General features: G+C 55.8%; 9 protein-coding genes, 1 tRNA gene and 1 other RNA gene. 6 read left to right on the forward strand and 5 right to left on the reverse strand.

What is annotated here, in order from left to right:
* Window positions 1-33 precede the first annotated feature (33 nt).
* The 4 genes from mtlD to ABIB18_RS14745 all read right to left on the reverse strand — a co-directional run bounded on the left by mtlD (window position 34) and on the right by ABIB18_RS14745 (window position 6,218).
* The gene (mtlD, locus tag ABIB18_RS14730; protein ID WP_031375570.1) at window positions 34-1,182 is read right to left on the reverse strand and encodes a mannitol-1-phosphate 5-dehydrogenase; all 1,149 of its coding nucleotides are present in this window, start codon (window positions 1,180-1,182) and stop codon (window positions 34-36) included.
* 95 nt (window positions 1,183-1,277) lie between these two features.
* Window positions 1,278-3,212, reverse strand: coding sequence for a PTS mannitol transporter subunit IICBA (locus ABIB18_RS14735; RefSeq protein ID WP_031375569.1), 1,935 nt, complete (start codon window positions 3,210-3,212; stop codon window positions 1,278-1,280).
* Between the two features lie 442 nt (window positions 3,213-3,654).
* A complete protein-coding gene (locus ABIB18_RS14740) occupies window positions 3,655-4,371 on the reverse strand; it encodes a DUF3053 domain-containing protein (protein WP_069728623.1) in 717 nt (238 codons plus the stop codon).
* Between the two features lie 248 nt (window positions 4,372-4,619).
* Window positions 4,620-6,218, reverse strand: a complete 1,599-nt coding sequence (locus tag ABIB18_RS14745) for a gamma-glutamyltransferase family protein (protein ID WP_354474637.1) — start codon at window positions 6,216-6,218, stop codon at window positions 4,620-4,622.
* A gap of 728 nt (window positions 6,219-6,946) precedes the next feature.
* Here ABIB18_RS14745 and ABIB18_RS14750 point away from each other — a divergent pair.
* Window positions 6,947-7,240: an HTH-type transcriptional regulator gene (locus tag ABIB18_RS14750; protein ID WP_031375566.1), complete on the forward strand. Its 294-nt coding sequence runs from the start codon at window positions 6,947-6,949 to the stop codon at window positions 7,238-7,240.
* A 41-nt stretch (window positions 7,241-7,281) separates the two neighbouring features.
* Here ABIB18_RS14750 and ABIB18_RS14755 read toward each other — a convergent pair whose 3' ends face one another.
* On the reverse strand, window positions 7,282-7,875 hold the full coding sequence (locus ABIB18_RS14755) for an HD domain-containing protein (protein WP_031375565.1): 594 nt from the start codon (window positions 7,873-7,875) through the stop codon (window positions 7,282-7,284).
* Between the two features lie 63 nt (window positions 7,876-7,938).
* On the opposite strand from ABIB18_RS14755, the gene ABIB18_RS14760 reads away from it, so the two are divergent.
* The 5 genes from ABIB18_RS14760 to ABIB18_RS14780 all read left to right on the forward strand — a co-directional run bounded on the left by ABIB18_RS14760 (window position 7,939) and on the right by ABIB18_RS14780 (window position 11,311).
* Window positions 7,939-8,403 carry a MarR family winged helix-turn-helix transcriptional regulator gene (locus tag ABIB18_RS14760; protein WP_031375564.1) on the forward strand — a complete coding sequence of 155 codons (465 nt, stop codon included), beginning with the start codon at window positions 7,939-7,941 and terminating at the stop codon, window positions 8,401-8,403.
* Between the two features lie 95 nt (window positions 8,404-8,498).
* Entirely contained in the window at window positions 8,499-8,927 is a 429-nt protein-coding gene (locus ABIB18_RS14765; protein ID WP_031375563.1) for an organic hydroperoxide resistance protein, read from the forward strand.
* 326 nt (window positions 8,928-9,253) lie between these two features.
* Window positions 9,254-10,945, forward strand: coding sequence for a kdo(2)-lipid A phosphoethanolamine 7''-transferase (gene eptB, locus ABIB18_RS14770; protein ID WP_256150991.1), 1,692 nt, complete (start codon window positions 9,254-9,256; stop codon window positions 10,943-10,945).
* 126 nt (window positions 10,946-11,071) lie between these two features.
* Window positions 11,072-11,148 (forward strand) — tRNA-Pro (locus tag ABIB18_RS14775).
* Window positions 11,149-11,182: 34 nt separating this feature from the next.
* A non-coding RNA gene (locus ABIB18_RS14780) (RtT sRNA) lies at window positions 11,183-11,311 on the forward strand.
* The last annotated feature ends 1,076 nt before the right edge of the window (window positions 11,312-12,387 follow it).

Genomic DNA, 12,387 nt, shown 5'->3' on the forward strand with positions numbered 1-12,387 from the left:
CTGCGCCCGGCTTGCGTCACTAACACGCGCGCATTATGCCATAGCGTGCCAGGCGCTCACCACAGAAGCCACCACTTCGCTGTTGGCGTCCAGTCCGGAAATCTCAGCCAGCGTGGCCTGTGGGCCTTTCTCTGCCAGCAGCGCAGCCAGCTCCTGAGCCTGTGGGTCCTGATCGCTGCGATAGTGCATCGCGGCCGCAATACCCTGTACCAGACAATCGTGCGGCAAGCCATACTCCAGCGTACCCAGCGTCGGCTTGATCAGGCGATCGCCCGCGCTCAGTTTACGTAACGGCTGGCGGCCGACCCGCTCAACATCATCTTTCAGGTAAGGATTTTCAAACCGGCCGAGGATTTTCTGGATATAAGCCGCGTGCTTATCGGCGTCAAAATCGTAACGCTTAATCAGCACTGCGCCGCTCTCTTCCATCGCGCCTTTAACAATCGCCCGTACTTTTTCATCAAGGATCGCGTCGCGGATGGTCTGGTGACCCGCCAGCTGGCCAAGATAAGCGGTGATGGCATGACCGGTATTCAGAGTGAACAGTTTACGCTCGACGAAGGCCATCAGATTATCGGTCAGCTCCATACCTGGAATGGCCGGCAGATCGCCTTTGAACTGGGTTTTATCGACAATCCATTCGCTGAAGGTTTCGACCGTCACTTCCAGCGGATCGGTGCTGCCTGCCTCGGAAGGGGGGACGATGCGATCGACCGCAGAATCAACAAAACCGACATGCTGTTCCAGCCAGGCGTGATACTGCTGCGGCAGTGCTTTCAGCACATGCTGTTTCAGCTGGCTGGTGCCGCGCACCATGTTTTCACAGGCGATGATGTTTAACGGACGGAGATTACCGTTGTCGCTGCGTCTGGCCAGACCGTTGGCAACGCTGGTGGCGATGCGTTCCAGAATCTGCGGGCCAACCGCCGTGGTCACCAGATCAACCTCTGACACCAGCGTGATGATCTCATCGCTGGTGCTGTTTACTGCGCTAACGCCTTTTACTCTTTCCACTTTGGCCTGTTCGCCAACCACATGAACGGGATACTCATGACGCGCGTTGAGTGCATCCAGCACCACCTGATTCACATCAGCAAAAACCAGTTCGATACCTGCATCCGCCAGTAATTTACCGATGAAGCCGCGACCAATGTTTCCTGCTCCGAAATGTAACGCTTTCATAATTTTTGACCCATATCAAATGACGAAGGGGCGGGCACGCCCGCCCCAGGAATCGGGACGGGCCTGTCCGCCCCAGGGAAAATAATCCGTTTAAATTACGCGGTGGCCGGTTTGCCTGACAGCAGATCCAGCACGTCCTGCACCCGGGTGGTATTGGCCAGCTTTTCAATCACGCTGTCATCATCCAGCGCATTGGTCAGGCTGGTGATCACCTGGATGTGCTCGTTATTGCGGGCTGCAATACCGATAACCAGCCGCGCCACATCTTCCGCATCATCACCGAACTGCACGCCTGCCGGATACTGGCAGAACACCACGCCGGTTTTCAGCACCCGGTCTTTGGCTTCAACCGTTCCGTGCGGCACGGCAATCGACTCACCGAGGTAGGTTGGCGTCAGTTTTTCACGTGCCAGCATCGCGTCAATATACTCTGGCTCAACGTAGCCGCCTTTCACCAGCTGTTCACCGGCAAAACGAATCGCCTGCTCTTTGTTGCTGGCGCTCAGGCCGAGGAACACGTTGTCCGCACCCAGTCTGAACAGGTGCGCGTTGCCTTCGTCGTAGCTGTCTGACAGCGCAGTCTGCACCGTTTCACGGTGGACTTCGCTGCGGTTAGCCGCCACCAGACGGTCGGTCAGGGTGCTGTAGAGCGCGCTGTCGAGGAAGTTGTTCAGCGAGATATGCTGAGCATGGGGCGCCTGGCGAATCGCGCGTTCGGTCAGGTCACGGTGGGTAATCACCAGATCGACATCACCCGGCAGGGCGTTAATCGCCGTGTTGGTTACCGACACGTTGCTTAAGCCGGCATCCTGCACTTTCTTACGCAGCACGCCTGCGCCCATGGCGCTGGAACCCATACCGGCATCACAGGCCACAATGATTTTACGCACGTGGTGCAGCTCAACGCTCATTGCATCGCTGGCAACCGGTGCGCCCGCCGTGGTCTGGCCTTTAGACTGCGCCTTCATATCCTGCATGCGTTTTGTTGCGGCTTCGATATCGTCATCTTCTTTCACTTTGCTGGTTTTCAGCAGGATGGCAGAGACCACGAAGGAGACCGCGAACGCCGCGATGATCGCCGCGATATTAGCGAAGTAAGCGCCTTTTGGCGTCATCGCCAGCACGGCGAGGATAGAACCTGGCGAAGCAGGGGAGACCAGGCCGCCATTCAGCAGCGTCAGGGTGAAGACGCCGGTCATCCCGCCGAGGATCACCGCCAGCAGCAGACGCGGCGCCATCAGCACATACGGGAAGTAGATTTCATGGATGCCGCCGAGGAAGTGGATAATAGCCGCACCGCCCGCAGACTGTTTGGCACTGCCACGACCAAAGAACATGTACGCCATCAGCACGCCCATACCGGGACCTGGGTTGGCTTCAATCAGGAAGAAAATCGACTTGCCCGCTTCGCTCGCCTGCTGGATACCGAGCGGCGAGAAGATGCCGTGGTTAATGGCGTTGTTCAGAAACAGGATTTTCGCCGGTTCGACGAAGATGGAGGTTAATGGCAGCAGGTTGTTCTGCACCATCAGGTTCACGCCCGCCGCGAGGATGTGCGACAACCCTTCAACCAGCGGACCGATAGCCAGGAACGCCAGCAGCGCCAGCAGCATACCGATAATGCCGGCAGAGAAGTTGTTAACCAGCATCTCGAAGCCGCTTTTGATTTTGCCGTCGACGACCCGGTCAAACGACTTGATCGCCCAGCCGCCCAACGGACCAGCAATCATTGAGCCGAGGAACATCGGCATATCGGCACCAACAATCACCCCCATGGTGGTGATTGCACCGACCACGCCACCGCGATCGCCGCCGACCAGACGTCCACCGGTAAAGCCGATCAACAGCGGCAGCAGATAGGTGATCATCGGGCCAACCAGTTTGGCTAACGTTTCGTTAGGGATCCAGCCAGTTGGAATAAACAGTGCAGTGATGATACCCCAGGCGATAAACGCCCCGATATTTGGCATCACCATATTACTCAGAAAGCGACCAAAGCTCTGTACTTTGACCTTCACTGATGAGGACATAAACCCACCCCTTATTGAGACGCGCTGCAATAGGAGAGCGCGCTTGTTTTTGTTTAGCCACCCCGGCAATCAGCCGGTGGTATTACTGTATGCAGCCGGACTCTACCACGCGAATATGACGCTGCGTAGCGGCCGAAATAAGTGTGATTCAGATCACGTAATGCGGGTGGTAGCGGGGGTATTTTTAGTGACTATGATCACAAAAATAACTCAGAAGAGTCTTAAGGTGGCGGGATTTTAACCGCAAAACCGGCTTATCTGTGACCATTGTCACATTTTACAGGCGGCAGTTTGTTATGACTCTGTGACTTCGATCACAAACTATTTTTGGTCAAAAATGCGCCCGATCACACTTTAGTCAGGCCAGCAGAAAGCAGGGGGAGAGGGGAGACAAAACGGAGTGGGAAAAGGGCAGGCGATCGACGCCTGCCGCTAAATGAGGTTACTGTAAACCACCCTGAACGGCACTTTGTGCCTGGGTCAGCGCCTGGGCATTGGCTGATAAGGTACTCATCAGCGCGTTATATTGCGAAGCCTGCTCCTGGGTCGGGAACTGTACGCCGCCATCGTTAAAACTGACGCGGGTGCCCTGGGTTTGCAGGAAATCACCGGTCTGTACCGCGGCCTGGCTCAGCGCCTGCAGCTGTGGCAACAGTGGGATAAGCTGATTCGCCGGCACGGTGACCACTTTGTTGTAGGCGGTATCGTAAACTTTTTTCAGATCATCAGACTGCTTCAGGGCCGCTTTGCTGCTGTCCGCCTGCATTTTGGCGCTTTCGATCTGTTGAGTGACAATCACCAGCGCGCTGTTTGCCTGGCGCAGCGAGTCGCGACGATTAAGGTAATCCTGCGGCACGCGAATGGCAGAAAGCTCATCCACCACCGGACGCATACCCTGATCGACCGCCTTATTCGCCTGCTGCGAGAAGCCATACAGGATGGCGTAATCACCGGCAAAATTGCCAAAGCTCTGTTTTTGGTTTTCGCTCAGGCTCGGCAGGTGCTCGCCACTGCGCATTACGGTATTCTGCAGAAAATCGATAAATGCTTTGCGCTGCTCGCCTTCTTTATCACCGCATGCGGTGAGTTGCAGCACGATCAGCGCGCCAGCGACTAAAAACGCGCCGCGCGCCCAGAGGCGTGTGAGTCCTAAAGCCATACGTTCAACTCCTGTCGGTGAAACTGGCTGATGTCCAGGTAAGAATGGCCTAAAGAATAGAACAAACCCGCGTCGCGGCACAATGCGAAACCATCAGTGATATGCAGCCGATCGCGGTTGTCTGCTGCCGGGCAGGATGCGCAACACGGTCGATGACGCTGTGCCGGTCATCCCGGCTGCTGTCCGCCGGTCATCCGCAACCGCAGACGACGGGCAGCATAACGCTTGGCAGCCGCGCTCAGACGGCCTTAAAACACCACGGCCTGACCATCTTTACGGCTTTCGGTGGCGGCAATATAGAAGCCCTGCGGATCGCGGACAATCGCCTGTGCGCCGCCAAAATTATAGTTACTCAGCGGATCTTCCAGCACCACCTGGTGGCCCATACGGCGCAGGGTGCTGAGGGTATTGCGGTCGAGAGTCGATTCAAACACCACTTCACGGCCCTGTTCCACTCGCCAGCGCGGCGCATCGATCGCGGCCTGCGGATTTTGCCGATGCAGCATAATCCGCAGCGCCAGTTGCAGGTGCCCCTGCGCCTGCATCGGGCCGCCCATCACACCAAACGACATCAGTGGCTGACCCTGACCATCCAGCGCGAAGGCGGGAATAATGGTATGGAACGGCCGCTTGCCGCCCGCCACCACGTTGGGATGATGCGGATCGAGTGAAAAGCCCGCGCCGCGGTTCTGCAGGCTGATACCGGTATCCGGCACTACCACGCCCGATCCAAAACCCATGTAGTTAGACTGAATAAATGACACCATCATGCCGCTGGCATCGGCGGTGGAGAGATAGACCGTGCCACTTTGCTGCGGAGCACCAAACGCGTAATCACCCGCCTGTGCCGGATCGATTAACCCGGCCCGCTGGCGGATATAGTCAGCGCTCAGCAGCCGGTCCGCCGGGAACTCAAGGTGATCTTCATCACTGACGTAGCGCGTCAGATCGACCAGCGCCAGTTTCATCGCCTCAATTGACAGATGCAGCCACTGCGGTGAGTCGGGCGCATAGCGGCCAATGTCCCACTCTTCGAGGATACCGAGGGCGATTAAGGTGGCGATGCCCTGACCGTTAGGCGGCAGCTCCTGCACCGATCCGCCGGCAAACGGACGTGACAGTAATTTCACCCAGTCAGGGCGATGCTTGCTGAGATCGTCCAGCGTCAGGGCGGCACCGTGCTCGCGGGCAAAGGCCACCATTTTCTGCGCCAGTTCACCGCGATAAAAGCTTTCCCCCTGGCTCGCGGCAATCTGCTGCAAAGTGCTGGCCTGCGCCGGGTTACGGAACAGTTCGCCGATGCGTGGTGGACGACCCTGCGGGGCAAAACAGTCGCTGAAGCCAGGCTGATGCCGCAGCTTGTCGTAGCCGCGCTGCCACAGCTGGCCAATCAGCGGCGAAACCGGAAAACCGTGGCGCGCATAGTCAATCGCCGGCTGGGCTAAGGTGGTGAGCGGCAGCGTGCCGAAGCGTTGGGCCAGCGCCACCCACGCCGAAACGGCACCGGGCACTGTGACCGACTCCCAGCCGATCTCCGGCATCACCTGATGTCCGGCAAAGCGTTGCAGGTTCCAGGCGGCTGGCGCACGCCCTGAGGCGTTCAGGCCGTGCAGTTCCTGGCCATCCCAGACAATGGCGAAGGCGTCGCTGCCGATGCCGTTGCCGGTCGGCTCGACCACGGTCAGCGCGATAGCCGTGGCGATGGCGGCATCCACCGCATTACCGCCCTGTTGCAGCATTCGAATCCCAGCCTGGGCCGCCAGTGGCTGTGAGGTAGCGACGGCATTGCGCCCCATCATTGGCACCCGATGGGAGGCATAACTCACATTAAAATCAACTTCACTCATCACTGTTCCTTTTGATTAACTCTTCTGCGATTCGCAGAATCTCTCCGGTGATGTTGTCGCCCGGCGGCGCACCACGACAGCGCAGCGATCTCGCAGAGATCGTTCGCACGCACCTGCATAAGGCACCCGCGTGGTGACGGCTGCGCCAGCCGCGGAAAAGGTTACGGCAGAGTAAAAGAATTGTTAGCCCACGGATGTGAGCCACGCCGCGGCCGCGCGGCATATCGCCCCAGGACTATTCTTAATTTGATTAACACAGTGAATATAAATGTTTAAGAAGTGAGCCATTGGCGTATATTTTGCACTCGTTCAGGTGGAAGTGTATTTCCTCACAGAATCGACAATATGCCGACAGAAAGCATGACGGCATCCACATTACTACCAAACATAATTTGATTTTTTTGCCGCTTGCTGAGGTACAAAAGATAGTAGCCTCAACTATTTAGTGGCGCTGGAACTTTTCCGGCTAAGAAAAGATAAAAAAATAATTATAAATTGCGCGGCAAATCGTCAGGTCTCTATCCATACTTAGCTTCCCGGCATTTGTTGCATTGACCTGACATGTTTACAAGCAGTGCACAGCAGGCTGTGTCCCGTAGTGGTTTCTCTCATAACAAAAACAAACCCTTGCGGGATACAGCCTGACCAGGCCCGGTTTCAGAGTCTGACTTCAGACTCGTACCTCTCTACTTTCACGTGCTTCATAGTGAGTTTTTAAGGAGTTCTCTATGGAATTAAAAGACCCAATGTTTGAATTGCTCAGCAGCCTTGAGCAGATTGTTTTGACACGTGACAACCGTCCCGCTGAGATCTCTATTCAACGCCAACCTGCCGTGCCAGAGCCACAGCGTCTGCGCGAAATGACCGGCATGCAGGTTGATGAATTTGCAAAAGTGATGGGCGTAAGCGTTTCTTCAGTAAAAAGTTGGGAAGCCCGACGTACCCGTCCTTCCGCGACAGCACAGAAATTAATGAAGCTGTTGCATGCCAATCCCTATCTGGGTCGGCAACTGCTGGAATAATGAAGAAAAATCCAAAGGAACCCGCCATGGCGGGTTTTTTTTTAGCCTGGCTCGCGGTATCTGGCCGCCTGCTTCTCAAACCAGCTGTCCGGCACGTTGTAGGGTGGCTGTCCCAGTTGGGCAATGCCTGATTCGATAATGGTTGAGGCCTGCTGCCATAGCTGCGCATCACCCTGCTTCAGCAGATCAATCTGCACCCGTTTTTCCACCAGATAGATGCGGGCGAAGTGGGGATCGAAGCGCACGATCGCCCGGGTATTGTCGATGATGTCCGCCAGCTTGATGGTTTGCGCCTCCGGACTGGCGCTGGCGGTATGTCGGAAGTGCGCCAGCTTACGCGCTGCCCGGTTCTTTGCGGATGCCGGTGCGCTGTCGGTCAGCATCTCGACCAGACTGGCGACGCGGGCACCAAACAGCGTGTCGATATCGGCCAGCGTGGTCGGCGTATCTTCAACCGTATCATGAAGCCACGCCGCCGCCAGCAGGGCGTCGTCATCGCTGACGCTGCGGACGAGTTCCGCCACCGCCGCCGGGTGAACAATATAGGGTTCATCGGTATATTTGCGACGCTGACCAGCATCGGCATGGGCCTGCGTTGCGTAGCGTCGCGCGTGTTCTTCCAGTGAATTCTGCATGCGTTTTCCCCTGTTCAAAAAGTTTGCTTGCAATTATCTAGCGCGCTATCTATATTTACCACTATGAACAGTGATCAAGATGACAAAAAAGTGAAAACGATGCCACTGTTGGTCGATCAGCAACTCTGCTTTGCACTTTATTCCGCTAATCTGGCGATGAATAAGGTCTATCGTCAGTTGCTGTCCCAACTCGACATTACCTACCCGCAATATCTGGTGATGCTGGTGCTGTGGCAAAAGGACGATCTTACGGTTTCAGAGATTGGCGAGCAGCTTTTCCTGGATTCAGCCACCCTGACGCCGCTGCTGAAGCGCCTGGAAAGTGCCGGACTGATTATGCGTCAGCGCACCCGGCAGGATGAGCGCCAGGTTGCAGTGACTCTGACCGAGGCTGGCCGGGCGTTGCGCAGTAAGGCGGAATCTATTCCGGAAGCGGTCAAATGCGCGACCGCCTGTGACGATGATGCGTTGCTGGCGCTGAAAGTGCAGCTGGACGGTTTACGCGACAATCTGAACCGATCACGATAAATCTTACTGACGGGCGTATCGCGCCCGTTGAACCTCACCGCCTCATTACCGCGTTACAAGTAGTGAGCGATTAAATAGCGTAACGGAGAAATGTCATGTCTTTAGAACAAGTGGTTTACCGTGCAAAAGCCAAAGCAACCGGTGGTCGTGATGGCCGTGCAACCTCCTCTGACGGTGTGCTGGACGTGAAGCTGGGTGTACCAAAAGAGATGGGCGGTGCTGGTGGTGAAGTGACTAACCCTGAGCAACTGTTCGCTGCGGGTTACTCAGCCTGCTTCCTGGGCGCAATGAAATTCGTCGCCGGCCGTGACAAAATCGCGATGCCGAAAGAGGCGTGGATTGAAGGTGAAGTCGGTATCGGTCCGATCCCGAATGGCTTTGGTATCGAAGCTACCCTGAACATTCATCTGCCAGAAATGGATGAAGCCGAAGCGCAGAAGCTGGTTGATGCCGCACATATCGTTTGTCCTTACTCAAACGCGACCCGCAATAACATCGACGTGACGCTGAACATCATTCGCTAAGCGTATCGCGGGCCAGCTATGCTGGCCCGCTCTCTCCTGTCCGCCCGCCACGCCTTATCCCGCACTTCTGCCTTGTTTGCCTCAGTCGGGATCCGACCGGCAATACCGTTTGTACAAAAAATGTGCTAATCGGCTCGACAAAGATTATTTTCTGGTCTATCAGGTGTCGCCATGTTTTACTGGGCCACCTCGCGTTATAGCCTGTAAATCCGTTCAGAATTCTCCTTCATCTGGTCCGGTCCGCTTATTCAGCGAACTCTGCCGCGTTTCGGTAGTCACATTAAAGATTTGGTAAAGCGCATCATTCCGGGGAAACTCCATTTTTCATGAATTATATTAAAACCTTAACGCAGCAAAAGTTGTCGCTACTGCTCGCGCTCTATCTCGGTATATTATTGAATTTACCGATTTTTTATCGCCGTTTTGACGGTTTCCTGACGAAATCGACGGTGACCAACTGGCTGACTGCCGTGACCGAAGTGGTGGCAATTGTGCTGCTGACTTTCTTCCTGATGCGGCTGCTGTCGCTGGGTGGAAAGTGGTTTTATCGCGTGCTCGCCACGCTTATCGTGCTGATTTCTGTTGCTGCCGCCTATTACATGGCATTTTTTAACGTCGTGATTGGCTACGGCATTGTGGCATCGGTGATGACCACCGATACCGATCTCTCCAAAGAGGTGATTGGCTACCATTTCATCCTGTGGATGGTGCTGGTCAGCGCGCTGCCGCTGTTAATGATCTGGCGTAATAAACTGAGTATGACGCTGAATGAACAGCTGCGTACGCCAGGACAACGCCTGAAACCCACTCTGATTATGCTGATCTGTGTGGCGCTGGTCTGGCTGCCAATTCGGTTTTTCGACAAGCTGCAGAAGAATAATGAAGAGATCACCAACATCGATCTGCCGAGCTACGGCGGTGTGGTGGCGCACTCTTATCTACCTTCGAACTGGCTGGCGGCGGTGGGGCTGTTTGCCTGGACCCGCATAGATGAGTCGCTGAATAGCGAGGAACTGCTCGATCCGGCGAAGAAGTTTACCTACGTCGCACCTGCCGGGCTGGACGACACCTATGTGGTGTTCGTGATTGGGGAAACCACCCGCTGGGATCACATGGGCATGCTCGGCTACGATCGTGATACCACGCCGAAGCTCTCGAAAGAGAAAAACCTGGTCGCGTTCCGCGGTGAGTCCTGTGATACCGCTACCAAGCTGTCGCTGCGCTGCATGTTCGTGCGCGAAGGCGGCACCATGGATAACCCTGGCCGTACGCTGAAAGAGCAAAACGTGTTTGCGGTGATGAAAGAGCTGGGCTTTACCTCTGAGCTGTTTGCGATGCAGAGTGAGGTCTGGTTCTACGACAACATCAACGCCAATAACTTTGCTTTCCGTGAGCAGATTGGTTCAGAGAAGCGTAACCAGGGTAAAGCGGTCGATGACATGCTGCTGGTGCCTGAGATGAAGGCGTCGCTGGATCGCTTCCCGAAAGGCAAGCATCTGGTCGTGCTGCACACCAAGGGTTCGCACTATCTCTATTCTCAACGTTATCCGCGCAGTTTCGCGAAGTACCAGCCGGAATGTATGGGGGTGGATGAAACCTGTAGCAAAGCACAGTTGATTAATGCCTATGACAACTCGGTGCTGTATGTCGATAGCATGCTCGACAGCGTGCTGGATCAGCTGCGTGATAAGAAGGCGATTGTCTTCTATGCCGCTGACCACGGTGAGTCGATCAGCGAAAATATGCACCTGCACGGCACCCCACGTGAGATGGCACCGCCGGAGCAGTTCCGCGTTCCGATGATGGTGTGGGCGTCAGATAAGTATCTGGCCGACAGCCAGAACCGCAGCAACTTTGAGCGCTTACAGGCGCAGCAGCGCGTCGGCAAAACCCATCGCCACGTAGAATTGTTTGATACCATTCTTGGTTGCCTGGGTTACACCTCGCCAGATGGCGGGATTAATCCGGCCAACAACTGGTGTCAGGCTCCGGCGACCAGCCCGGCGAAACCGCTGTAATAACAACGCCGAATCGGTGAATCGGGTGCGGGATGATCAGCAACCGCGCGCTTTCCAGGCGATTGGCGGCAAAAGCGCAAAAAGCGGTTGACGCTGATCGGGGGTCGCAGTAACATGCGCCCCCATCGGCGAGTAGCGCAGCTTGGTAGCGCAACTGGTTTGGGACCAGTGGGTCGGAGGTTCGAATCCTCTCTCGCCGACCATATTTAAGAAACCTGTCTGAAAAGACAGGTTTTTTTTCGTCTGTTGTAAAAGAGGATGAGGACCTCCGAAGGAGGTTTGAGCCGAGCGCAGCGAGACAACGTTGCTTCAGCAACGGCCCGCAGGGCAGGCTCGCAGAGCCCGGTAATCCTCTCTCGCCGACCATATTTAAGAAACCTGTCTGAAAAGACAGGTTTTTTTTCGTCTGTAGCAAAAGAGGATGAGGACCTCCGAAGGAGGTTTGAGCCTGCTGATTGGCCCAGTCAGAGTGAATCTGGCCGCAACGAATAAGCTCAAGGCGCCGGGAACACGGGCAGAAGAGGAAAGCGTCCCGCGCCATGGACGGCGCGGGCCGAGCGGCCAGGGATTGGCTTTAGCGTCTTTCCGATCTGACCGTGTTCCCTGAGCAGTCCCGGTTTCAACGCCAGGCAGGCTTCAGGGAGCATACGCCTTCCGCAAAGACGCAAAAGACGCCATCCCTGGCAGGCTCAGCGCGGGCCATCCCTGGCCCGCTATGCTTTGCTACAGGCGTATGCTCCCTTCGCTTTACGTCCGGAACCGTATCAGGCGGCCAGGGATTGGCTTTAGCGTCTTTGCGATCTGGCCGTGTTCCCTGAGCAGTCCCGGTTTCAACGCCAGTAAGGCTTCAGGGAGCATACGCCTTCCGCAAAGACGCAAAAAGACGCCATCCCTGGCAGGCTCAGCGCGGACCATCCCTGGCCCGCTATGCTTTGCTACAGGCGTATGCTCCCTTCGCTTTACGTCCGAAGCAGTAGCAGGCGGCCAGGGGTTGGCTTTAGCGTCTTTCCGATCTGACCGTGTTCCCTGAGCAGTCCCGGTTTCAACGCCAGTAAGGCTTCAGGGAGCATACGCCTTCCGCAAAGACGCAAAAGACGCCATCCCTGGCAGGCTCAGCGCGGGCCATCCCTGGCCCGCTATGCTTTGCTACAGGCATATGCTCCCTTCGCTTCAGCCTGCTGACAAACCCCAATCAGGGTGAATCTGAGCATGTTTACTCTGCAGGCATAGGCTTACAGTGAACTGGGCCTTTCTTCTCCTTTACGCTATTCCCGCTTCCCATTGTTGACTGTTCTGTTTGTCGATCTTCCAGAAAGTTCCAATAACAGGCATCCGTAACGCAATCTGATTTTCAGCCGGGATTAATCCGCTTTTCCCATCGGCAGCCCTTGGCACATCTGCGACGCAGGGATAATTCGTGACACGTTCTTCTTATGACCGAA

The organism is Pantoea sp. UYEF8, assembly GCF_040546285.1.
GTDB classification, from domain to species: Bacteria; Pseudomonadota; Gammaproteobacteria; order Enterobacterales; family Enterobacteriaceae; genus Pantoea; species Pantoea brenneri.

Coding starts and splice junctions, on each gene's coding strand:
- ABIB18_RS14735 (WP_031375569.1), bottom strand. CDS start 3,212: ATGTCCTCATCAGTGAAGGTCAAAGTACAGAGCTTTGGTCGCTTTCTG.
- ABIB18_RS14760 (WP_031375564.1), top strand. CDS start 7,939: ATGAACAGTGATCAAGATGACAAAAAAGTGAAAACGATGCCACTGTTG.
- ABIB18_RS14765 (WP_031375563.1), top strand. CDS start 8,499: ATGTCTTTAGAACAAGTGGTTTACCGTGCAAAAGCCAAAGCAACCGGT.
- ABIB18_RS14750 (WP_031375566.1), top strand. CDS start 6,947: ATGGAATTAAAAGACCCAATGTTTGAATTGCTCAGCAGCCTTGAGCAG.
- ABIB18_RS14740 (WP_069728623.1), bottom strand. CDS start 4,371: ATGGCTTTAGGACTCACACGCCTCTGGGCGCGCGGCGCGTTTTTAGTC.
- ABIB18_RS14745 (WP_354474637.1), bottom strand. CDS start 6,218: ATGAGTGAAGTTGATTTTAATGTGAGTTATGCCTCCCATCGGGTGCCA.
- eptB (WP_256150991.1), top strand. CDS start 9,254: ATGAATTATATTAAAACCTTAACGCAGCAAAAGTTGTCGCTACTGCTC.
- mtlD (WP_031375570.1), bottom strand. CDS start 1,182: ATGAAAGCGTTACATTTCGGAGCAGGAAACATTGGTCGCGGCTTCATC.
- ABIB18_RS14755 (WP_031375565.1), bottom strand. CDS start 7,875: ATGCAGAATTCACTGGAAGAACACGCGCGACGCTACGCAACGCAGGCC.